Origin of the sequence: Dyadobacter bucti, from assembly GCF_005869225.1 — a bacterium.
In the GTDB taxonomy this organism is placed as follows: Bacteria; Bacteroidota; Bacteroidia; order Cytophagales; family Spirosomataceae; genus Dyadobacter; species Dyadobacter bucti.
In genome coordinates this window covers 358,317-380,083 of the sequence record NZ_SWFP01000008.1, presented here as the reverse complement: position 1 = coordinate 380,083, position 21,767 = coordinate 358,317, and the positions used below count along the sequence as shown (strand labels likewise).

The following is a 21,767-nucleotide window of genomic DNA, read 5'->3' as shown; positions in this document are numbered from 1 at the left end:
AGTATTATTTTATCTGTTCAGACGGCTTACCAGCAAGTAAAGCGGGTAGCTGATCACCAGAAAAAGCAATGAATACTGACTGCTCCCCAGGTCCTGCACCACCGCGCTCACCAGAAAAGCCAGTGAGCAGATCAGCATTAAAATCGGCAAAAAAGGATAGGCCGGAACTTTCCAGGGGCGGGGGAGAAGCGGCTCTTTTTTCCGGAGTGCCAGCAGGGACGCGAAGCCGGAAGTGTAGCCCAGCACAAAAAAGAATGTAGCGATATCGGAAAGTTTTTCACAGGCCTCTTTTCCGATCAGGATGAGGGTAATGGCTACGCCGGATGTTACCAGCATGGCGAAAGAAGGTGTCCCTCCTTTATTGACCTTTGTCCCGCCTCTGAAAAAAAGCCCGTCGCGGCTCATGGAATACAAAACACGGGGATTAAAAAGCAGCTGTGCATTCACAATCCCCAGAATAGAGATCATCAGAAATAAGGTTACAATTTTTCCTGAACCTTCTCCGAAAATCAGTGTGATTGCATCTGCGGCGGCTAGCTTGGATTCAGACAATTCACTCATGGGCAAAATGTGGAGAATCGCCAGGTTACACAGCAGATAAATGGCAATGATGAGCAAAACACCCCCGATCATGGATTTAGGAAGGTTTTTGGAAGGGTCCTTATCTTCCTCCGAGAAATAGGCAGCGGTATGCCAGCCGTCGTAGGTATAAAAAATAGCCTGCAATGAAAAGATGACAGGAGCTATCCAGCTGCCGGTTTGTATGATGCGGCTGGTGGTGAGCCGGGTTTGTTCGGTAGAAATTTCATCGCCATACATATAACATACCGCCACGAACAGGAACAGCCCGATACCTTTGAGTACGCTCATTACATTCTGAAAACTACTCGCCAGCGCCAGTCCGACCCAGTGTATGCCGGTCAGAACCAAAAGGATGGCTGCCGCTGTATAGGGTTCGTAACCTACCAGCGAAGGGATCAAAAGCGCGAGGTATTCGCTCATGGTATACACACCGAATCCCAAAGCCGAGCATGTCCCCAGCCAGCTGTTTATACCGACAACAAAACCGGCGTAATTTCCAAATGCCCGTTGCGCATACACATACCACGCGCCCGCCCTGGGCACCGATGTGCCGAGTTCGATGGTACATAAAGTCCCTAAAAAAGCATAGAGGCTTACTGCCACCCACAATGTCATAATAAGCCATGGGTCTCCGAGCTGCGCGGCAATAGGCCCCGGTTTTCGTAGAATACCAGTACCAATCGTGCCGCCAACGGTGACCGCGATCCCGAAACCGACGCCCAGTATTTTGAAGAGTTCGTTCCTGGCAGAGGGTTGCTGCATAGATGGAGTGAAAAATGTGCTTTTCCGAAAATATGAAAACTTTTTCTTTTTGTAACTGCCTATATTCGTAATGATTTGCAGCCGGGAAGATTAACAATGAACAACCGTAATGTTTAAGACCAAGAATTTCTGGATTCTTCACCTGCTGGGGTGGCTGCTTTTTATCAGCCTGCCTTTTACGATCATGTCCAGGGAGGCTGAACAGGGCAGGCAGGTAGCAGTACTCACTTCGGGTTCATTCTGGCTGTTCTTTCTAATTTATTTCGCGCTGTTTTATCTTAACCTCCGTTTTTTAATTCCTGGGTTGTTTCTAAAACAAAGGCATTGGATTTACGCCGGGATCTTTGTGAACGGTTTTGTGGTCTTTTATTTTACACAGCCTTTCGAAAATCTTATTTTTAAAAAATTCCGAAACCAGGAATTTGATCACCCTCAGCGATTACATTCCCCTCCGGATCACAGTTTTGAAAGAATGCCGCCACCGCACCGGCCAGGACCACGCCGGCAAACTGCTCCTGTGGATTTTGTGAGCCTGGTATTGTTTGTTATTATCTGGGTTGTTGCGATGGCAATCAGGATTTCTGAGCAGTGGCGCTTGTCTGAGCGAAAGGCCATACTGTCGGAGGCAGACAAGGCGCAGGCCGAGTTGTCTTTTTTTAAAGCCCAGATCAACCCTCATTTTCTTTTTAATACGCTTAACAATATTTATTCGCTGGCTGTCAGCAAACATGATAATACCGCGCCAAGTATTTTAAAATTATCCAAAATGATGCGGTATATCACAGAAGAGGCAACAGAGAATTATGTACCTCTGGAAGACGAGATCGCATGTCTTAAAAACTATATAGACCTGCAAAGATTGAGGTTAAACGAGAAGACAAAAGTGGATGTGGAATTGAAAATAGCTGATACGGATACTGCAGTGGCGCCTTTGATCATGATGACATTCGTAGAAAATGCATTTAAATTCGGAGTAAGCAATCACCGGGATTCGCTGATCAGGATCTGTATTGAAAGTACCGCTGAGATGATCTCTTTTTTTTGTGAAAATATGATTATCGATCAGGGTACGATTGAAAACGGGAGTGGAGTAGGTATAGCCAATACTAAGAAACGTCTGGATTTTTTATATGCCGGGCGCTACGAATTCAAAATTGAGAATAACGAAAAAACCTTTGTTGTGCATTTAAAGCTTTTTTCAAAATGAAATGTGTTGCGATTGACGATGAGCCGCTTGCGCTTGATTTATTGGAGAAATATATTTCAGAATGTCCTGCAATCGATCTGGTAAAGACTTTTGACGATGCGATTGAAGGTGCAGCTTATCTGAAAAGCAACACAGTCGATTTGCTTTTTGTGGATATCAACATGCCGGACCTTTCGGGGCTGGCGCTGGTAGCCCAGCTCGATAAAAAGCCGATGGTCATTTTCACCACCGCACATAAGAAATACGCGCATCAGGGTTTTGAGCTGGAAGCACTGGATTATTTGTTGAAACCTATCAGTAAGGAACGTTTTGAGAAGGCGATAGCCAAAGCACTGGAGCTGTTTCAGTACAAAAGATCCCGCCAACCAGAAGTCGCCGGCTCTATTATCGTGAGATCGGAGTACAAAATGGTTAAGGTCGTTTTGGATGATATAGAGTTTATTGAAAGTATGGAGGATTACATCAAGATCCATTTACTGAGCATTAAGCACCCGGTACTTACATTGATGTCTTTAAAAGGTATACTTGAAATTTTACCGGAATACCGTTTCAGCCGCATTCACAGAAGTTACATTGTCCCATATGCGTCCGTTCAATCGATACAAAACAGAAAAGTAAAATTGTTAACAGGACGGGAACTGACGATCAGCGATAGTTATCTGAATTTTATAGAAAAATGGAAGGCAAGATGAGTTCGGCTTTTACCCATTCACCGGGACAATCGGGTTATTGACCGATACATACCGTAGCCGTCGCAACAAGGAGGTTGATTTCCACGATATAGGTTAGAAATCACAGAACTGTTGCAAATATGGAACGTAAAGAATTTTTAAAGAGAGGATTTTCAGTATTGGGTTTTGCGGCCATCGCCCCACTGATCAGTTGCTCAGACAGCTCGGTAGATCCTACCGGAACCTCATCCGAAACCGGCACTACAACCGGCACTACCAATGGCACATGCACAGCCACGGCGTCAGAAACCGAAGGGCCGTTTCCTACCAAATCGCCAAGCGGGCTTGTTACCAATGATATAACTTCGGATAGAACTGGAAATAAACTGACGGTTAAGATTATTATCCAAAATAAAAACAATAGCTGTGCTGCTTTGGCCAGCGCGTTCGTGGATATCTGGCATTGCGATGCGGCAGGAAATTATTCAGAATATGGAGGTACGGGGATGCAGTCTACTAACTATCAGAGTGTACACTTCCTGAGGGGCAGGCAGACGACCGATGCAAACGGACTTGTAACTTTTACCAGCATATATCCGGGATGGTACTCCGGCAGGGCTCCGCATATTCATGTTCACGTTTATAATGCGAGTGGAAAATCGCTGCTGGTTACACAAATCGCTTTTCCTGAGGACGTATCCAAAGTAGTCTATGCCCAAGGCGTTTATGCGACCCACGGACAGGCAGACACTACCAATGCGCGCGACAATGTTTTTGGCGATGGCGTGAGTACCGAGATGTCGACGATAACCGGAAGCGTTTCGGCGGGATTTGAATTGAACCATACTATTGTGGTAACTGCGTAGAGGGCTGTCGGCTTTTTGTATTACAAAAACTATCGATTACCAATAGCGGATAATTAGCATATCATGGATGTTCAAATCGAAGCGCAGATTTTTCTGGAAAGTCGGAGAGGGCTGTTTCAAACCGATGGTTTCCGCAGTTTTCGAACATTCAACTTTCCCGGTTATCGGGCTGAAGGCAGAGAGGCGTTTGGGAAATTGCTGGCGGTTAATGACGAAACATTGCTGGCACAACGCGAGCATGAAATCAAGGTTCATGAATTTTGCGAGATAGTTTTGATCCCTCTGGTCGGAGGTATTGAGGTTCATGTGGAGAAAGGTTCAGCGGACTTTGTGAATTCGGGAGAAGCGCTAAGATTCCTTGCAAATCCGGATCAGACCTATATGTTGATAAATCCTTATCCGCAAGAAACGATCAACTATCTGCAAATCAGGTTAAGTACGGAACATTCAATGCATAGCAAACAGCTGAGCGAATTTAATCTTTTACACAAAAACATCCTTCAACCGGTTTTCAGTGGCGGAAAGGACGAGGTAAATATTTACACAGGTAAATATGGAGGCCGGGAAGAGGGTGTTTATTCCGTTTCACATCCGGGAAATGGCGTTTTCGTATATGTTATTGAAGGGGCTTTTGAAGTCAAGAACCGGCTGATGGAACGGCGGGATGGTTTGTCGCTAAGAAATGCAGAAGTTATAGAATTTGAGGCGCTTTCTCAGGATGCGATTATTTTATTGGTGGAGGTATAGGTGAGTTGGTAGAACGAGTAGTGTTAACTTTTTCCGCAAAACTCAGTAAACATTTCGAGAGACATCAAGGAAATATTGGGAAAACCAAGTTCATGCAGAATTTTGAAATGCCCATCGTTGCTAATCAAAATTGCACCTGCCGCAAAAGCGCAGTCACAGAACTTATTATCGTCGGGGTCTTTAGTTATCAAAGCCATATCGAAATATGTTTCGTATTTTTCCACGAAAGGATGGACCGTGAGGAAATTTAAAATGTTTTCGGCTACGTCAACATTGGTTTTTAGTTCAAGTACTTCCCGGTATTCTAACAAAATTGAGTTAGAAACACATAATATCAGTTCACCCTCAATAATGGCATCAAAAATCCAGCGAAATGGAGATTTTCTTCCGATACTGGCAATGATAATATTTGTATCAATTACGACCCTTGTAGCGGTTGTGTTCATTAGTCCAATTTACCATATCCTGCTTGCTCAGGCTTTTTTCTTCCCATATTTTATCCATTGCATCGGTCGCCTTTTCTGCAAAGTGTTTTCCCAGGATAGCTTTAATTTCCTTTAATTCATTTTCATCCAGATCATTCGCGTATAGCTTGAGTAATTCTGCCTGCAGGTTACTCATAGGCTTGTTTTGTATGATAGCCATAGTTTAATTTTTGGTAATGCGCAAGTCTAATGTAAGAAAATTAGATACATTGAACAAACTCTGATGGATATTCTGCCGGCCGATGTAATCCAGTTGGAGAGTTATTTAGCCCAGGTACAATAACAAAAAAAGCAGAAGCTGTGCAAACAGCTTCTGCTTTTTTTGTTATTCCGGGTCCGGGTTACAACACGGCTTCGGCCAACACCAGTACTTTATTGTTGAGCACTTCTACAACACCTCCATCAATAATATAAGTCTGTTTGGCGGCTCCTGTGTCTACAACCACATCTCCTTTGCCCAGTGTGCTTACCAGGGGTGCGTGACGGTTTAAAACCTGAAACTGCCCTTCCGTTCCCGGCAGGGTAACGGCGTTCGCTTCACCGGCAAACACTTTTTTATCTGGAGTAATTATTTCTAAGTGCATATCTGATTCGCTGTTATCTGCTGGCTTCTGCGAGCATTTTCTCACCTTTTGCCTGAGCGTCCTCAATTGTACCTACCAAGTTGAACGCCATTTCAGGAAGGTGGTCATAACCTCCGTCCATGATCAGGTTGAAACCTTTGATGGTATCGTTAATATCAACCAATGTCCCTTTCAAACCTGTGAACTGCTCAGCAACGAAGAAAGGCTGTGACAAGAAACGTTCCACACGACGTGCGCGGCTTACAACCAGCTTGTCTTCGTCGGAAAGCTCTTCCATACCAAGGATCGCGATGATATCCTGCAATTCTTTGTAACGCTGGAGAATATTTTTTACACGCTGTGCGCAATCGTAATGCTCAGCACCCAGTGTCTCAGCATTCAAAATCCGTGAAGCCGAATCCAGTGGATCCACCGCAGGATAGATACCTTTTTCAGATACTTTACGGCTCAATACCGTAGTAGCATCCAAGTGGGCAAATGTTGTTGCCGGAGCAGGGTCAGTCAAGTCATCCGCAGGTACGTATACCGCCTGTACAGATGTGATAGAACCGCGTTTTGTAGATGTGATACGTTCCTGCATCTGGCCCATTTCAGTAGCCAGCGTTGGCTGGTAACCCACGGCAGAAGGCATACGTCCCAAAAGGGCCGATACTTCTGAACCAGCTTGCGTAAAGCGGAAGATATTGTCAATAAAGAAAAGAATATCGCGACCCTGTCCTTCACCGTCACCATCACGGAAGTATTCCGCCATAGTAAGACCTGAAAGCGCCACACGTGCACGTGCGCCAGGAGGTTCGTTCATTTGTCCGAAGACGAAAGTAGCCTGAGAATCTTTCAGTGTATTGTAATCCACTTTGGAGATATCCCATCCGCCTTCTTCCATGCTGTGCTTGAACTCGTCACCGTATTTGATAATACCGGCTTCGATCATTTCACGCATCAGGTCATTTCCTTCACGGGTACGCTCGCCGACACCGGCAAATACCGAAAGACCTGCATAAGCTTTCGCGATGTTGTTGATCAATTCCTGGATCAAGACAGTTTTACCTACACCGGCACCTCCAAACAAACCGATTTTACCTCCTTTTACATAAGGTGCAAGCAAGTCGATTACTTTAATACCTGTGAAAAGAATTTCGGTTGACGTAGCCAGATCCTCGAATTTAGGAGCTGAACGGTGGATAGAAATACCGTTAGAGTTATCAAGTGGTGTCAGACCATCAATTGCTTCGCCGATTACATTGAAAAGACGTCCTTTGATGCCTTCTCCGATTGGCATTTTGATTGGTGATCCCAGCGGAGTTACTGCCATACCGCGCTGCATACCTTCCGTACTATCCATAGCGATGGTACGGACCCGGTCTTCACCGAGGTGCTGCTGGCATTCGAGAACTACTCTCTGACCATTTGCTTTGATGACTTCTAACGCATCAAGAATAGCAGGAATACGTCCGCTGTCCTCAAATGATACGTCTACAACCGGACCAATTACCTGCGTAATTTTTCCTATGTTTGTCGCGTTTGCCATTATATAATTTTGATTATCTTCAATGAGGTTTTTTTCAGACCGCAAAAGTAGGAGATAATTTGGTCAGTACCAATAGCTGTCAAGCTCATTTATAGGATATTTTTTAGAAACTGGCCCTTTTTTCAAATTAATATATTGATTTTTCCGGAATGGGGTTTAAAAAAAATTTATGAAGGATCTTTTTTTCTGGAAAGTATGGTCTCCGTCCGAACGCAGAATGGCTGTTTGGGCTTTGGCTATTCTATTTTTAGCAATCGTTTTTTTTATCACAAAGATTCTTGACCCGCTTGGAAACGTAATCCGCTGGAATGTTTTGAGTGAATTGTCCGAAGTAAGTACTGTCACAGACATATTGCAGCTTGGACAATGGCAATACGGAATCTCTGTTCCGTCACATCTGGTAACAGAAAGTTTCGCCGCCTCCGTCATGGAAACCGATTTTCTGACCGTCAGGCTTTTCTGGGTTTTTATATTGGTCGGCCTTTGCATTATTCTGGCTGCGCTGTCAACTATGCCGAGGTTCTGGTATCTGGCGGGAATGGCTTTATTCATCCTTGCGCTGTCATTTTCACGACTTGAAACATTAAATGTTTTTGGTGATGGAAACAGGTCTTTGTTTTTGCTTGCTGTGGTGCTTTATGTCGGGCTGACCTACTATTTCCACGCTTTCCGGCCGGATCTGGGCATTGCGATCCGGATTCTCGGGCTGATCTGCGTTTCCGCATTTCTGGTAATCATCGTTTATTTCTCCTCGAAAACGGCTTTCCCGGCCATTACTGCTGCGGCGTATTCTTTCCCGTTCCTGATGCTGCTGACAGTTTTATTTTTGTTAATGATTTCTACCGAGATCATGGCAGGACTGGTATGGCTCAGTTCCAGTGGTAGCGTAACAAATGGCAAGCCGGGACTCACCCGTTTTGTATTGATCAGTGTTTTGTACCTGCTTTTGCTGTTGTTGATGTATTTAAAAAATACAATGCGAATTGACTGGAATATTACGCTGATCAGTCCAGTTTTCCTTGCTTTGGCGTCGGCAATCCTGGGTTTGTGGGGCTTTCGAAAAAGAGCCGATTCCACTGGAATTATTCCTTTTCGGGGTACGGGTTTCTGGTTGTATGCCGGTTTATTCATGATAGCAGCTGCTTTTACCGCATACGCAGCCGGAACCGCCAATGATCCTGTATTGGAATCCCTGGAAGATGTAGTAGTACAGGGGCAACTGGCTATGGGCATCCTTTTCTTATTTTACGTTCTTGTCAATTTTTACCAGCTTTTCATGCAGGGACTGGCGGTTCATAAAGTCCTGTACAAACCACTTCGTTTCGGGCTCACGCAAACCCGTTTGTTTGGTTTCGCTGGCGTGGTCGTTTTATTTTCCATTCAAAAACTACTTCCTGTTAACCAGGCAATTGCCGGATATTTTAATGGATTGGGCGATTTACATGCGGCTTCCGATGAATTTCCGCTGGCCGAGCAATATTATAAACTGGCGCTGCAGCAGGAATATCAAAACCATAAATCCAACTACGCACTGGCTTCGCTGGCCCTCCGGCAGGGAGACCATAATGCGGCTGCATATTATTTCAGACAATCACTGCTCAAAAATCCATCGCCACAGGCTTACGCAGGACTTAGCGGCATATTAACACAAGAAAATCTTTTTTTCGACGCCGTTTACAGTTTGCAGGAAGGTATCGGCAAATTTCCCAAAAGCGGGGAATTGCTGAATAACCTGGGCATGCTTTATTCCCGTACCAATGTTGCGGATTCTGCTTATTATTATTTGCAAAAAGCTGAGGGAAATACAAAGCGGAATGAAATTCCTGCCACAAATTTGCTGGCAATTATGGCTAAAAGTACTGATCCGGCTTTGCTGGACTCTCTTGCTGCAAACATGGAGAAACATAGCTATCTTTCCTGGCAGGCAAACTGGCTTGCGGTCCAGAATCTCCGGCAGAAGTTTCCAAAAGAGGCTTTTTTGAGTGAATCTGTACCGAAGGACTCGTTACTGAGTGTCTCTGGTTTGGCTTATCTTTTGAATTATACCAGGAATCAGGCCAGGCAGGACAGTATGCCGGCGACCTTATTGCCGAAGCTGGCGGTGAAAAATCCTGTCCTTTCCGGCGACCTGTCGTTTGCATCACTTTACGCTCAGTTTTACAGCGGGGATAAGCTTAAAGCATTGGAAACACTTTCGGCCTGGGCAGGAGAGGAGGACGAAAAAAGCGACTTGTATCACAAGGTTTTGGGTCATTGGTTACTGCAGCTTGGGCTATATAACAAGGCGATAGAATCATTGTCTGTGGTGGAAGGCACGGAAGGTACACTGGGCATGGCTGTTGCAAATGCTTTGTCTGACAAAAAAGAAGTAGCAGTTATTTTGCTGGACAAAATTCAGGAAAAAGAGAAAAGTCCGGCGATCGATCAATTGAAGAAAACGCTTTTTTCGGGTGTCAAACCTGTTTCAGCAACAGATTCTTTACTACAGGTTGCGCGAAAATCACCTTCGGATAAAAATTTCCAGCGGGCTATGATTTCGAACCCATTTGATTCCCACGTTGTAGCCGCGGCGGCGACCTATTACCGTCAGGCCAAACAAACTACAAAAGCTTACCGGCTGGTTGTTAACGCATTACGGTTCAATGAATATGCCCCGCAGATCTGGGAACAATATGCCTATCTTAGCCTGGATCAGGGGTTAATGTCTCAGGGAGACGAAGGCGTGGAAAAAGTCAGGCAACTGGCCTCCGCAGCCGACTATCAGCTATTTCTAAATCGCTATCAGCCGATGCGTGCTCTTATCGAAAAACAACGGGCAGAATTTCAATGATTTAATATTTTAGCTATCATTTAAAGGGATCAGCCTTACCAAAATGCAATTAATTTGGAAATCCACTTTTACCGGAAATGAAACCCGTATTTTCAGGGGAAAGGTTCTTGCGGGACTTCTGAAAGTAAGCAACTGGAAAGACAATGCTTATGGGGAGCTGGATGGCCACATGCTTCGTTTCAAGACCCGCGGATTCTGGAAAAGGCATACTCAAATTCTCAGCATTGAAGGCGAGCGGGAACTTGGTAGGATCGAGTATAACATGTGGAATGGCAATGCCACCATTGTTTATCAGGATAACGAATATCAATGGAAGTTCGGGTCCTGGAAAAGAAACAAATGGACGGTAACCGATTCTGAATCTGTCGCTCATTTTACTAAAAAAAGTCTTTGGAAAAATCAAGGAGAAATAGAATACGAGTACATTTCTTCTGCCATAATTCTCATTGGATTGTTTGTAAATACATATTTCCAAAGAATATCGGCATCTGCCTGAGGAGAAGAAACAGCCGCTTATCAATTACAATCTATTCTGTCCATGTTTATAAAATAAGGTTTTCATGAAAATTATAGAAACCAACGAAATTTCGAAGCGCTACGTCATGGGTAGCGAAGTGATACAGGCGCTGAAATCCGTGACGATCTCGGTTAACAGGGGAGAATATGTGGCGTTTATGGGACCGTCGGGTTCAGGAAAATCTACTTTGATGAATATCATCGGATGCCTTGACACACCCACCACCGGCAGATATGTTTTGAACAATAAGGACGTAAGCGACATGACGGAAAGCGAACTAGCCGAAATAAGAAACAAGGAAATAGGGTTTGTATTTCAGACGTTTAACCTGCTTCCCAGAATGTCGTCCCTGGATAATGTGGCTCTGCCGCTGATTTACGCGGGTTTAAGTAAATCTGACAGGACAGAGAAAGCCATGTTGTCGCTGAAAAATGTGGGGCTGGAGAACAGGGCCGGACATAAGCCCAATGAACTTTCGGGTGGACAGCGGCAGCGGGTAGCTATTGCGCGGGCACTTGTTAATGATCCCAGTATCCTGCTTGCGGATGAGCCTACGGGAAACCTGGATTCCAAAACATCCTATGAGATCATGGATTTGTTTGATCAGTTATATAGCAAAGGAAATACGATTGTGATGGTCACGCATGAGGAGGATATCGCGCATTACGCGCACCGGATCGTGCGGCTTCGTGACGGTTTGATCGAATCCGATACCATCAATCCTAATCCAACCAAAGTGAGCGAGTTGGTGTAAACTAAATAGCTTATCTTTGCAGCCGGAATACCAGAGATAAAAAACATTTGATACCAATATTGATCCGAATGAACTACTGTTATCAGGTAATTCATTCGGATTATTTTTATTAAAATACTCATGAAAATTAATTTCAAAGACATCATATTATTTGAGGACGACGATTTTCTTCTGGTGAATAAACCGCCGCACCTGGCTACGCTGGACGAAAGAACTGCTGATCGAGGTGGAAGTGTATTGCGGCTTGCAAAGGAATATAATCCGAATCTTCAGGCTGCGCACAGGCTGGATAAAGAAACATCGGGGGTTTTGGCTTTTGCCAAAAATCCGGAAGCATACCGTCATCTCGCCATGCAGTTTGAACATAGAGAAGTGACGAAACGCTATCATGCAGTTGCCAACGGAATCCATAATCTGGAAGGCATATCTGTTTTTCTGCCTATTCTAGCGCTGAAAAATGGCACTGCGGTAAAAATCGACCGGGCAGAGGGAAAAGTAGCTGAGACGGTTTTTAATACATTGAAAGTGTATCGAGGCTACACCTTAATCGAATGTATTCCAATCACGGGCCGGATGCACCAGATCCGTATACATCTGTCCTGTCTGAAAGCGCCCATCGTTTGTGACCCGCAATATGGTGGCGAGCCTATATTTTTATCGACGCTTAAACGCAAGTTCAATCTGAAAAAGGAAACCGAAGAGCAACCACTTATTCAGCGGGTGGCGCTTCATGCACATGCTCTTTCTTTTGCCCTGATGAATGGCGAGCGTGTTCGCATAGAAGCACCGTATCCAAAAGATTTTGAGGTACTTGTGAAGCAGCTGAATAAATTCGGCGTTTGATTTTCGGCGGGAAGACCGATCGAGCCGGTAGCTTTTTTGTAATTTGGAACTTCGTAATTCATAGGCTGAAAAAAGTAGTACCAAAATGAGGGATCCGGAGTATAATAACCGGCGCCGCATGGAAGTCAGCATTTGACCCAGGAGATCGCTTTTAATCAATTTGTTAAATAAATCCTTCATTTATGAAATCAACACTATTACCATTAAAGTCTGTTTGGTTATCTGTTTTTTTGCTGGTCGGCCTGATCAGCTTTTCCAATGCACAAACGCCACCTCCGCGTAAACCGGACGTAATTATCATGCGGGATAATTCCAAACTGGAGGTACTTATTCAGGAAGTAGATGAGAATGTGGTAAAATACAAAAAGCTGACTGATCCGGACGGCCCGGTTTTTTCGATACGAAAAACAGAAATTGCGTCCATAAAATACGGAAACGGGGAAGTGGAGACGTTTGAAGCTGTGCTTGAAGTTCCCGGTTACTATTCCCCTTCGCAGCCGACTACGCCTGCGTCCCAGGCAGCACCCGCACCGGTTGCGAGAAATAAATCTGAAGCTAATTTGCAGACATTGGAACCGGACAGGTTGAGGACGATTTACAAATATTACAAATCAAAATCAAAGGCCGGGATGGTCATGGGAATTGCCGGAACCTCAATAGGAACATTAGTAGCCGCCATTGGAACGGGGATAGTCACGTCGTCTACTGATGCAAATGGAAATTACAACAGTTATCAGGATCAGCAAAGGGCTGTTACCGGTGCCTGGATGATGATTGGAGGATTTGCCAGTGCGGTGACATTTGGAACAGTTGGTTTTATAAAAGGGGGTAAAAACGGTGCTAAGGCAAGCAGGGTGAAAAGGGAGCTGTTAAGAAGGAGAGAGCCACTGCAAATCAACTTTACACCGGGTTTCAATGTGATGACCGGTACAGCCAACCTCGCTTTAAAAGTTACATTCTGAAAGGGCTAAATATGAGAAAAGCGGTGCAGGATCAAGTCTTGCACCGCTTTTTTTGTGGATTTTGTGTGTACTTAGAATTTGAAAGTGATACCGACCTTCAACGGAGTTACGTTATATCCAACTTCTGCAAATGCGGCCATATTTGGTTTGAAATAATACCTTCCGCCACCAAAAACACCAAATAGAACTTTGCTGCCATACGAGTCGCTATAAGATCCTCCGAAAGGGGTGTCGGCTTTATAGCTTGAAATGTAGTAACCAAGCGAGGCTCCTGCGTAAAGGTCAAGTTTTTCTACTTGTAAAAAATGTTTACCGAAGTGGTAAGAACCTCTTGCAGCTATCGGAAGAAAAGTATAACGATATTTGTATCCGCTTCCCCAGTTATAGCCCCATGTATAGAAGTCCGCTTGAGCACCTACACTAATAAAATCCGTAACACCGTATTCGAACGCCGCGCCGACAGCAACACCACCTCCGTAATAAGAGCCTAGTCCAATTCCAACATTCAGAAGTTTGTCGCCTTTTTCATATTGGGCAAAAGCTTTGCCGGACGCTACGCTCATGAGAGCTGCAACAACTACAATCATTAATAAAGTCTTTTTCATCGCAAATAGAATTAGTTATTGTTAAAGTAATAATGGCACAAATTAAAGCCTTTATTTCAATGCTTCAAAACTTGTGCCATTCTTAGTTATTATACGGAGAAATAAATATGGTGAAAGGATCCTTAGCCTATTTCAAAGGCATTTATGTCAGATATTCTTTCGCAACTTATCCTTGAAAACCTTCTTGAATTTATCCAGTTTGGGCGCGATCACAAATGCGCAATATCCCTGGTCCGGATTGTTCGCAAAATAATTTTGGTGGTAATCTTCTGCCTGATAAAACGTTACGGCTTTGGTAATCTCGGTCACAATCGGTTTTCCATATGCTCCGGACTTGTCCAGTTCTGTTTTCGCCTGCACCGCAAGCTGCTTTTGTTCATCATTGTGATAAAAAATAACAGAACGATACTGTGTTCCAATATCATTGCCCTGTTTGTTCAGCGATGTAGGGTCGTGGCTACGGAAAAACGCCTCAAGAAGATCAGCATAACTGACCACTTTGGGGTCGAAAGTGACTTCTACGCATTCGGCATGGCCGGTATTTCCGGTACACACTTCTTTATACGTGGGTTTCGGGTCATGCCCGCCTGAATAACCCGACACAACTTTTTTTACACCGTCGAGGGATTCCATTACTGCTTCTGTACACCAGAAACATCCGGTTCCAAAAGTTGCAATTTCAGTATTCGAGGTATCAACGTTGGTTTCATCAAGTGCGGTCGCACCTGTTTCCTTGTTCATGTTTTTCTTTTGTTTTTTTTCCGGCTGTGCGCACGACACAATGACCATGCAGCACAAAAATATAAATGTAAAAAACGGAATGGTGGTTCTCATGATATGAATGGAGATTACTTCTTGCGTACTAAACGATTAACCGACAAAGAAAGTTTATGCCGGTATTCATTGGATATTTACGAAATTTGGGACGAAAAAGATGCTATCATGACCTATCTCCACTTCAAAGCCCTTCATATCATTTTTGTTGTCAGCTGGTTCGCCGGGCTTTTTTATATGCCCCGTTTATTTGTGTATCATACCGAGGCGAAAGATAAGCCGGAGCCTGAGCGTGGTATACTAATCGCACAGTTTACAAAGATGGAAAAGCTGCTCTGGAACGCGATCATGACACCTGCATGCTGGGCGGCGCTGATATTTGGCTCGATCATGCTCTACATAAACCCGGCCTGGCTCGAACAGGACTGGATGAAACTGAAGTTGCTTTTTGTACTAGGGCTGCTAGGATACCATTCTTTCACCCGTAAAATATTGTTGGAGCTCCGCCAGGGGAAATTCAGGTTCGCCTCGTTTCAGCTCAGACTTTTTAATGAGGTAGCAACCATTTTCTTGTTTTCAATCGTATTTCTGGTCGTATTGAAAAATACCGTCGATTGGCTCTGGGGTGTTCTGGGACTGGTCGTATTTGCAATTGTGATTATGACTGCGGTGCGAGTGGTGAAGCGGGTACGGGAGAAAAAAGAAGGTAAAAATCCTACCGGTTGAGAAAATATTCTCTGAAAACATTCATTTCCGAGCGCTCGGTTTCCAGGTACTTATCAAAAATCTTTGCTCCGACTTGTTCTCTCAGGGCCGAAATACCAACATCAATTAACCTTAACCCGCTGTCAGTCAATAAAATATTGTCGTAATATAACCCTCCGATACCTGAGGGACGGCGTAGATCGCGGTGAACAAACCCAGCTTTGTGAAGCATTTTCAGCTGGTCTTCAAAAACATCCAGCCATAGCTCGCGGATTTCGACCTCATAAGCGCGAAAATCCATTGGTTTCAAACGCTCCATCACCAGCATTTCTGCCTGCAAATCTTCGTGAAAATCAAGGCGGATAAACTTTACGACCAGACCGTTGACGGAATTTGCAAATTTCATTTTTTCCGCCTCCGAGCCAATATCTGAGCGTGTATCGTCAAGAAATAGCTTGGCGACTTCCAAATCGGACAGTGTTATAACCGTGTTATTTGCTCCGGAAGAAAGGCGGTTGGGATATTTCATGGATCATTTTTTGAAACTGTCCTGAAAAGTAAAAATGCCATTCCTGAAAACAGGAACGGCATTTTGTGCCGAAGATGGGACTCGAACCCACACAGGGCAACCCCCACACGCCTCTGAAACGTGCGTGTCTACCAATTTCACCACTTCGGCATGAAAATCTGGTGGGCAAAAATAGTAATAATGTAACCGACTTTCCAAGTGTTAGGGTAAAGATGATTAATTAAATAATCACATTTTCATACAATGCCGGGATATGCACATCCTTGTAACCCGCTTTTTCGAGTTTTAGCTTGAAAGAAATCTGGGTTTTATATTCTCCATGTACTAGAAATACTTTTCTGACGCGCTCTGGGCTCTGGCAGGACAGAAATTCGAGCATTTCATTGTAATCGCCATGGCCGGAAAAAGAATCCATACTCGAAACCTGGCACCGTACCTCAAATTGCTCCCCGAAGATGTTAACCTCCCTGTCTCCCCTTTTCAACGCACCAGCCAATGTGTTGGAGGATGCATACCCCACCAGCAGAATGGTTGATTTCGGATCACCAATATTGTTTTTGATGTGATGCTTGATACGCCCGGCCTCGGCCATTCCCGATGCGGAAATAATGATACAAGGTTCTTGTTTATCATTAAGCGCAATAGATTCGTCGGCACTTGATATGTAATGCAAGTATGGAAAGGCAAAAGCATCTCCGTCTTTCTCAATGTAGTCCAGGATTTCAGGATTGAAACATTCGTCGTGCTCCTTCATGATTTTGGTCGCACGGATGGCAAGGGGACTGTCGATATAAACCGGGATCTGAGGTAATTTTCCGGAACTTGACAACTGATCCAATGCATAGATCAATTCCTGGGTGCGGTCGATGGCGAAGGCAGGAATGATCAGTTTTCCTCTTCTGACAACACAGGTCTGATGTACAATTTCCAGGAGATGTGCATGCATATCTGTTTCTTTTTCGTGCAGCCTGTCTCCATAGGTAGACTCGCAGATAATAATATCCGCCTGTGGAAAAACATCAGGCTTGCGTAAAATGCGATCTTCCGGCCGGCCAATGTCGCCTGTAAATGTTAGCTGTTTGAATGCTCCACTGTCAGGAATAGTAAGGTGGACCGCGGCGCTCCCAAGCAAATGAGCCGCGTCGGTCAGGATAACTTCTACTTCGTTACTTTCGCCAAGAAAAAATGGTTGTCCGTAACGGACTGTTTTAAAAAGGTTCAACGCTTTCGCCGCATCTTCAGAGTCATAAAGTTCTTCCAGCAGCGGCCTGCCCTGTTTTTCGCGTCTCCGGTTAATTCTTTCCAGATCTTTTTCCTGGATATGGGCACTATCGAGCAGCATCACGCGGCAAAGGTCGGCTGTTGCAGATGTACAATATATGGGACCGTTGAAACCTTGTTTTACAAGTCTCGGAATCAATCCAGAATGGTCAATATGTGCGTGGGACAAAATCAGATAGTTAACTTCGGCCGGCTTAAACCCGAAACGCTGATTGAATTCATCTGTTTGTATCCCCTGAAACAATCCGCAGTCAAGAAGGATTTTTGTTCCCTTTTCGGTAGTAATCAAATGTTTGCTTCCTGTAACAGTTCTTGCGGCTCCAAAAAATTGTATATTCATATTATGCAGATTGTCTCTAAAATTCAAAAGGTGCCCGGTCGGCAATTACTACTTTTAAAAAGGGTCAGGCTAAAACATATATTGAATCCAGGTTACGGCCGATCCCATCATAATCAAGACCATACCCGACAACAAACTTGTTTTCAATCTCAAAGCCGATGTAGCGCATTGCAACAGGCGTTTTAAGTGCTTCCGGCTTATGTAGTAAAGTGGCAATTTCGACAGACTTCGGTTTCTTATCTTCAATTTGTTTTAATAACTGTGCAATGGTCAGGCCGGTATCCACAATATCTTCGATAATAATGATGTCGCGGTTTTCAATGTTGTTGTCCAGACCTATGATTTCCTTTACTTTTCCAGTCGATTCGGTTTGTGAATAGGATGAAAGCCGGATAAATGTAATTTCGCAGGTCAAAGGAATATGCTTGACGAGTTCCCCGGCAAAAAGAAATGCACCGTTCAAAACCACGAGGAATAACGGGCAGCGGCCTTCATAATCTTTACTGATCATGGCCGAGAGTTCCAATACCCGGTTTTCAATCGATTGCCTGGAAATAAATGGGACAAATGTTTTGTCCAGTATGTTAATCATAAGGAAGTGCCGTAACGTTAAAAGCTCTGAGGATCAATATTAACTCTTTTTTCAAAAACCCGACAGCCCGCAAACGTAAAATTCGAATCCGGCGTTAAATAGGACAGATTTTATCCCTGACATGAAAAGTTTAATTTTTAACACCATAACATTCTGTTTCTTAACTGTAATTGCCATTCATTCTGTCTCGGCTCAGCTATATTCTTCTGCCGATCTGGACAAGAATTATGATATGATCCTGAAAAACCCGAGCGTACAAATCGAGTCAACGGAAGCTATCAATATGCTTTACAATTATAAGTTTGCGGAAGCGGATGCAGAGTTCAGGTGGCTCAAATATCGCTACCCAAAGCATCCTATGCCCCATTTTCTGATGGGCCTTTCCGAGTGGTGGAAAATCGTACCGAACACGGATAATGAATCGCATGATAAAGCTTTTCTGGCACAGATGGACTCGACCATTGCGCTGGCGGAAGAGTTATATGACGTGGAGAAAAATAAAGTGGAATCTGCTTTTTTCCTGGCGGCAGCATATGCATTCAAAGGACGGCTATATGCCGAGCGGGAGAGCTGGACAAAAGCAGCTTTTGCCGGGAAAAAATCCCTTAAATATTTTGAACAATGTAAAGGAAATGGTGATCTGAGCCCGGAATTGCTTTTTGGCGACGGTTTGTATAATTATTATGCAGAGTGGGTCCCCAAAGAATATCCGATTCTGAGGCCTGTGATGGCGCTTTTTCCAAAAGGCAATAAAAAGCTTGGTGAAAAACAGCTTGAAAAAGTAGGGAACAATGCTTTTTACACGCGGGTAGAAGCGAGGTATTTTTTACTGCAGATTTACAGCATGGAAAATGAGTATGGAAAAGCTTATGAAATGGCTAAGTATATGTGGCAGACTTTTCCTAACAATCCATATTTTGAAAGGTACTTTTGCAGAACAGCCTTTGTAACTGGAAAAATGGCAGAGGCAGAAAAGGCAGCCCAGAATATTCTTGATAAAATTGGCAAAGGTATGCCTGGATATGAAGGGGTTAGCGGAAGAAATGCGGCGTATGTCCTGGCTTACTACAACATGCAATACCATCGCAATTACGATCTTGCCGCGCAGTATTATCAGAAAGCAATTGAGTTTTCAGCTCAGACCAACTCTCTCAACGCTGGTTATTATATCTCGTCACTGATTGGGCTGGGCAAGATTGCAGAAACCAAAAAAGATTACGATGAGGCGCTGAAATACTATAAATTGGCGGATGATAAGGCGGATAAGAAGTCGAGCCAGGATAAGGAAGCGAAAGCTGCGATTGCCAATTTAAAGAAAATGAAACGGGAGCAGCGCCGGAAAAGATAGTACAAAGCCGGGCAAGCCGATAGCCGCCCGGCTTCTGAACCGATCATTTTTTCAATTTCGCATAGTGTTTGAAAAATAACGGGATCGTCTCAATTCCTTTATAATAATTGAATAGCCCATAGCTTTCGTTAGGTGAATGCAGGGCATCAATATCCAAGCCGAAGCCCATCAGGATGCTTTTTCTGCCAAGTTCCTGCTCAAAAAGCGCCACAATCGGAATACTTCCTCCTCCCCGCGTGGGTATAGGCTTTTTACCAAAAGATTCTTCCATTGCCATTTCGGCAGCCTTATATTCTACGGAATCCGTCGGAGTAACGTAGGGAAGACCTCCATGATGAGGAGTAACCGTTACCTTCACCGAAGCCGGGGCAATGGATTCAAAGTGTTTCGTAAATAACTCAAGAGTATCTTCATCTGTTTGATTCGGAACCAGCCGCATGGATATTTTTGCATTGGCTTTCGAAGGCAAAACTGTTTTTGCGCCTTCACCTGTGTAACCTCCCCATATTCCATTCACGTCCAGCGTAGGGCGAACTGAAGTCCGTTCAATAGTGGAATATCCTACTTCGCCCTGGATGTCTTCAATGCCTAGGTCCCGCTTGTATTCTTCCAGATCAAACGGAGCTGAATTTAAAGCTGCTCGCTGTCCGGGTGTCAGTTCTTCCACTTTGCTGTAAAAACCTGGAATTGTGATGTGGCCGTTTTCGTCTTTCAGCGACGCGATCATTTCACATAAAACATTTACCGGATTGGCAACGCCACCGCCATAAACGCCTGAATGCAAGTCCCGATTCGCGCCTACTACTTCTACTTCCACATAAGTCAGACCACGGAGCCCTGTTTCTATGGACGGGACATCGTTTGCGATGATGCTGGTATCGGATATCAGGATGGTATCACATTTCAGCATGTCCTTGTGCTCGCTTACAAATGCACCCAGATTTGAAGATCCGATTTCTTCTTCGCCCTCGATCATCATTTTTACATTGCATGCCAGGGAATTGGTGGCCAGCATCGTTTCCAATGCTTTGATATGCATATAAAACTGTCCCTTGTCGTCGCATGCACCTCGTGCATAGATACGGTCATTTTTGATTACCGGCTCAAAGGGCGGGGAATTCCAGAGCTCGTAAGGATCGGCTGGCTGTACATCATAATGCCCGTATATCAATATGGTAGGCAGTTTGGGATCAATGATTTTTTCACCGTAAACCACTGGGTGCCCTTTGGTTTCATAAATTTCAGCACGATCAGCTCCGGCTTCCGATATGCGGTCGCGAACGTATTCGGCGGCTTTAAGCATATCGCTTTTGAAATTGGAATCTGCACTTACTGAGGGTATCCTGAGAAGGTCGAAAAGCTCATTTAAAAATCGCTCGCGGTTCTTTTCAATATATTTAAGCATTGCGTTTTAATGTTGTGGACCAAAAATAATTATACTCGATAAGCTGCCCAATATAAAAAATAACCCCTAAGGTTTTGCCTCAGGGGTTGCTATTTGTGTATAAATACTTTTGTCAGGAGATCTGCCGGGCAGATTTGGATTTCGCGAAAATATTAACCCGGTTTTCATTTCCGTTCAATAATCTGATGATATTTTTCTGATGTGTCAAAACGACCAGCAGAAACATCGTAAACCCGAAAACGACCAGGAGCGGCTCAGGATGTCCGAAAACCCCAAGCCACGATAATATCGGAAATGCCAGGGTTCCAAGTATAGAGCTCAGCGACACATATTGAGAAGCGATCAGCGTAAGTATAAAAATTGTGATGGACATCAATGCCAGCTCGGGATGGATAGCAAGTACCATTCCCAGCAACGTTGCAATCCCCTTGCCACCCTTGAAGTTTACAAAAACAGGGAAGATGTGCCCAATGATTGCTATGATGCCAAAAATGATCTTATACATCAACAATTCGGTTTCACCGATTTCATTCATATAAAATAGCATGGAAGCAAGGCACGTTGCAGTCCATCCTTTGATCACGTCGATCAGCATTACAATTGTTCCTGCCCTTTTGCCAAGTACTCTGAAAGTATTGGTAGCACCCGCGTTTCCACTTCCGTGCTTCCGCACATCAATTCCAAAATATCCTATACCATACCAAACGGAACTCGGTATGGATCCCAATAAATAGGCTGCAACAATCGTAATTATTAATAAGGCAATACTCATTTTGTACTATTAGAAGATAATTTTAGATTACAAACAGGTTTTCTCAAAAATACGATAGTTGAAGGATTTTGCAAACAA

Annotated in this window: 23 protein-coding genes and 1 tRNA gene; 11 read left to right on the top strand and 13 right to left on the bottom strand. The window is 44.1% G+C overall.

The window, feature by feature from the left end:
• Positions 1-9: 9 nt before the first annotated feature.
• Entirely contained in the window at positions 10-1,344 is a 1,335-nt protein-coding gene (locus tag FBF61_RS25625; RefSeq protein WP_138482719.1) for an APC family permease, read from the bottom strand.
• Between the two features lie 109 nt (positions 1,345-1,453).
• Here FBF61_RS25625 and FBF61_RS25620 point away from each other — a divergent pair, with 109 nt between their 5' ends.
• From FBF61_RS25620 to FBF61_RS25605, 4 genes are all read left to right on the top strand, one after another.
• Complete coding sequence (locus FBF61_RS25620; protein ID WP_138482717.1) at positions 1,454-2,551, top strand: sensor histidine kinase; 1,098 nt, start codon at positions 1,454-1,456, stop codon at positions 2,549-2,551.
• Positions 2,548-3,243: a LytR/AlgR family response regulator transcription factor gene (locus FBF61_RS25615; protein ID WP_138482715.1), complete on the top strand. Its 696-nt coding sequence runs from the start codon at positions 2,548-2,550 to the stop codon at positions 3,241-3,243. The genes FBF61_RS25620 and FBF61_RS25615 overlap by 4 nt, the downstream gene beginning before the upstream one ends.
• A 119-nt stretch (positions 3,244-3,362) precedes the next feature.
• Entirely contained in the window at positions 3,363-4,088 is a 726-nt protein-coding gene (locus FBF61_RS25610) for a dioxygenase family protein (RefSeq protein WP_138482713.1), read from the top strand.
• A 63-nt stretch (positions 4,089-4,151) separates the two neighbouring features.
• Complete coding sequence (locus FBF61_RS25605) at positions 4,152-4,835, top strand: pirin family protein (RefSeq protein WP_138482711.1); 684 nt, start codon at positions 4,152-4,154, stop codon at positions 4,833-4,835.
• 23 nt (positions 4,836-4,858) lie between these two features.
• On the opposite strand, the gene FBF61_RS25600 is transcribed toward FBF61_RS25605, so the two are convergent.
• The 4 genes from FBF61_RS25600 to atpD all read right to left on the bottom strand — a co-directional run bounded on the left by FBF61_RS25600 (position 4,859) and on the right by atpD (position 7,432).
• Positions 4,859-5,281, bottom strand: coding sequence for a putative toxin-antitoxin system toxin component, PIN family (locus FBF61_RS25600; protein ID WP_138482709.1), 423 nt, complete (start codon positions 5,279-5,281; stop codon positions 4,859-4,861).
• Positions 5,250-5,480, bottom strand: coding sequence for a DUF8507 family protein (locus FBF61_RS25595; protein WP_138482707.1), 231 nt, complete (start codon positions 5,478-5,480; stop codon positions 5,250-5,252). The genes FBF61_RS25600 and FBF61_RS25595 overlap by 32 nt, the downstream gene beginning before the upstream one ends.
• A gap of 181 nt (positions 5,481-5,661) precedes the next feature.
• Positions 5,662-5,904 carry an ATP synthase F1 subunit epsilon gene (gene atpC, locus FBF61_RS25590; RefSeq protein ID WP_138482705.1) on the bottom strand — a complete coding sequence of 81 codons (243 nt, stop codon included), beginning with the start codon at positions 5,902-5,904 and terminating at the stop codon, positions 5,662-5,664.
• Positions 5,905-5,917: 13 nt separating this feature from the next.
• Positions 5,918-7,432: a F0F1 ATP synthase subunit beta gene (gene atpD, locus FBF61_RS25585; RefSeq protein WP_138482703.1), complete on the bottom strand. Its 1,515-nt coding sequence runs from the start codon at positions 7,430-7,432 to the stop codon at positions 5,918-5,920.
• A 169-nt stretch (positions 7,433-7,601) separates the two neighbouring features.
• Between atpD and FBF61_RS25580 the strand changes: the two genes are divergently transcribed.
• From FBF61_RS25580 to FBF61_RS25560, 5 genes are all read left to right on the top strand, one after another.
• Complete coding sequence (locus tag FBF61_RS25580; RefSeq protein WP_166444609.1) at positions 7,602-10,262, top strand: tetratricopeptide repeat protein; 2,661 nt, start codon at positions 7,602-7,604, stop codon at positions 10,260-10,262.
• A gap of 43 nt (positions 10,263-10,305) precedes the next feature.
• Positions 10,306-10,758, top strand: a complete 453-nt coding sequence (locus FBF61_RS25575) for a hypothetical protein (RefSeq protein WP_138482701.1) — start codon at positions 10,306-10,308, stop codon at positions 10,756-10,758.
• A gap of 64 nt (positions 10,759-10,822) precedes the next feature.
• Positions 10,823-11,533: an ABC transporter ATP-binding protein gene (locus tag FBF61_RS25570; protein ID WP_138482699.1), complete on the top strand. Its 711-nt coding sequence runs from the start codon at positions 10,823-10,825 to the stop codon at positions 11,531-11,533.
• Positions 11,534-11,653: 120 nt separating this feature from the next.
• Positions 11,654-12,376: an RluA family pseudouridine synthase gene (locus FBF61_RS25565; protein ID WP_138482697.1), complete on the top strand. Its 723-nt coding sequence runs from the start codon at positions 11,654-11,656 to the stop codon at positions 12,374-12,376.
• 182 nt (positions 12,377-12,558) lie between these two features.
• Complete coding sequence (locus tag FBF61_RS25560) at positions 12,559-13,338, top strand: hypothetical protein (RefSeq protein ID WP_138482695.1); 780 nt, start codon at positions 12,559-12,561, stop codon at positions 13,336-13,338.
• Between the two features lie 71 nt (positions 13,339-13,409).
• On the opposite strand, the gene FBF61_RS25555 is transcribed toward FBF61_RS25560, so the two are convergent.
• Together FBF61_RS25555 and msrA are read right to left on the bottom strand one after the other, a co-directional pair.
• Positions 13,410-13,943: a hypothetical protein gene (locus FBF61_RS25555; protein ID WP_138482693.1), complete on the bottom strand. Its 534-nt coding sequence runs from the start codon at positions 13,941-13,943 to the stop codon at positions 13,410-13,412.
• A 147-nt stretch (positions 13,944-14,090) separates the two neighbouring features.
• Positions 14,091-14,684 carry a peptide-methionine (S)-S-oxide reductase MsrA gene (msrA, locus tag FBF61_RS25550; RefSeq protein ID WP_229215215.1) on the bottom strand — a complete coding sequence of 198 codons (594 nt, stop codon included), beginning with the start codon at positions 14,682-14,684 and terminating at the stop codon, positions 14,091-14,093.
• A gap of 201 nt (positions 14,685-14,885) precedes the next feature.
• Between msrA and FBF61_RS25545 the strand changes: the two genes are divergently transcribed.
• Entirely contained in the window at positions 14,886-15,443 is a 558-nt protein-coding gene (locus FBF61_RS25545) for a CopD family protein (RefSeq protein ID WP_138482691.1), read from the top strand.
• Here the strand turns inward: FBF61_RS25545 and FBF61_RS25540 are convergent.
• From FBF61_RS25540 to hpt, 4 genes are all read right to left on the bottom strand, one after another.
• A complete protein-coding gene (locus FBF61_RS25540; protein ID WP_138482689.1) occupies positions 15,433-15,951 on the bottom strand; it encodes a protein kinase family protein in 519 nt (172 codons plus the stop codon). The two genes, FBF61_RS25545 and FBF61_RS25540, sit on opposite strands and share 11 nt — an antisense overlap.
• A gap of 66 nt (positions 15,952-16,017) precedes the next feature.
• Positions 16,018-16,101 (bottom strand) — tRNA-Leu (locus FBF61_RS25535).
• Between the two features lie 70 nt (positions 16,102-16,171).
• A complete protein-coding gene (locus FBF61_RS25530) occupies positions 16,172-17,572 on the bottom strand; it encodes an MBL fold metallo-hydrolase RNA specificity domain-containing protein (RefSeq protein ID WP_138482687.1) in 1,401 nt (466 codons plus the stop codon).
• A gap of 64 nt (positions 17,573-17,636) precedes the next feature.
• Positions 17,637-18,164 carry a hypoxanthine phosphoribosyltransferase gene (gene hpt / locus FBF61_RS25525; protein WP_138482685.1) on the bottom strand — a complete coding sequence of 176 codons (528 nt, stop codon included), beginning with the start codon at positions 18,162-18,164 and terminating at the stop codon, positions 17,637-17,639.
• Between the two features lie 121 nt (positions 18,165-18,285).
• Between hpt and FBF61_RS25520 the strand changes: the two genes are divergently transcribed.
• Complete coding sequence (locus FBF61_RS25520; RefSeq protein WP_138482683.1) at positions 18,286-19,512, top strand: tetratricopeptide repeat protein; 1,227 nt, start codon at positions 18,286-18,288, stop codon at positions 19,510-19,512.
• A 43-nt stretch (positions 19,513-19,555) separates the two neighbouring features.
• Here the strand turns inward: FBF61_RS25520 and FBF61_RS25515 are convergent, their stop codons facing one another.
• Positions 19,556-20,917 (bottom strand): dipeptidase, encoded by a 1,362-nt coding sequence (locus FBF61_RS25515; protein WP_138482681.1) that lies wholly within the window; start codon positions 20,915-20,917, stop codon positions 19,556-19,558.
• Positions 20,918-21,029: 112 nt separating this feature from the next.
• Positions 21,030-21,689 carry a glycerol-3-phosphate 1-O-acyltransferase PlsY gene (gene plsY / locus FBF61_RS25510; RefSeq protein ID WP_138482679.1) on the bottom strand — a complete coding sequence of 220 codons (660 nt, stop codon included), beginning with the start codon at positions 21,687-21,689 and terminating at the stop codon, positions 21,030-21,032.
• Between the last annotated feature and the right edge of the window lie 78 nt (positions 21,690-21,767).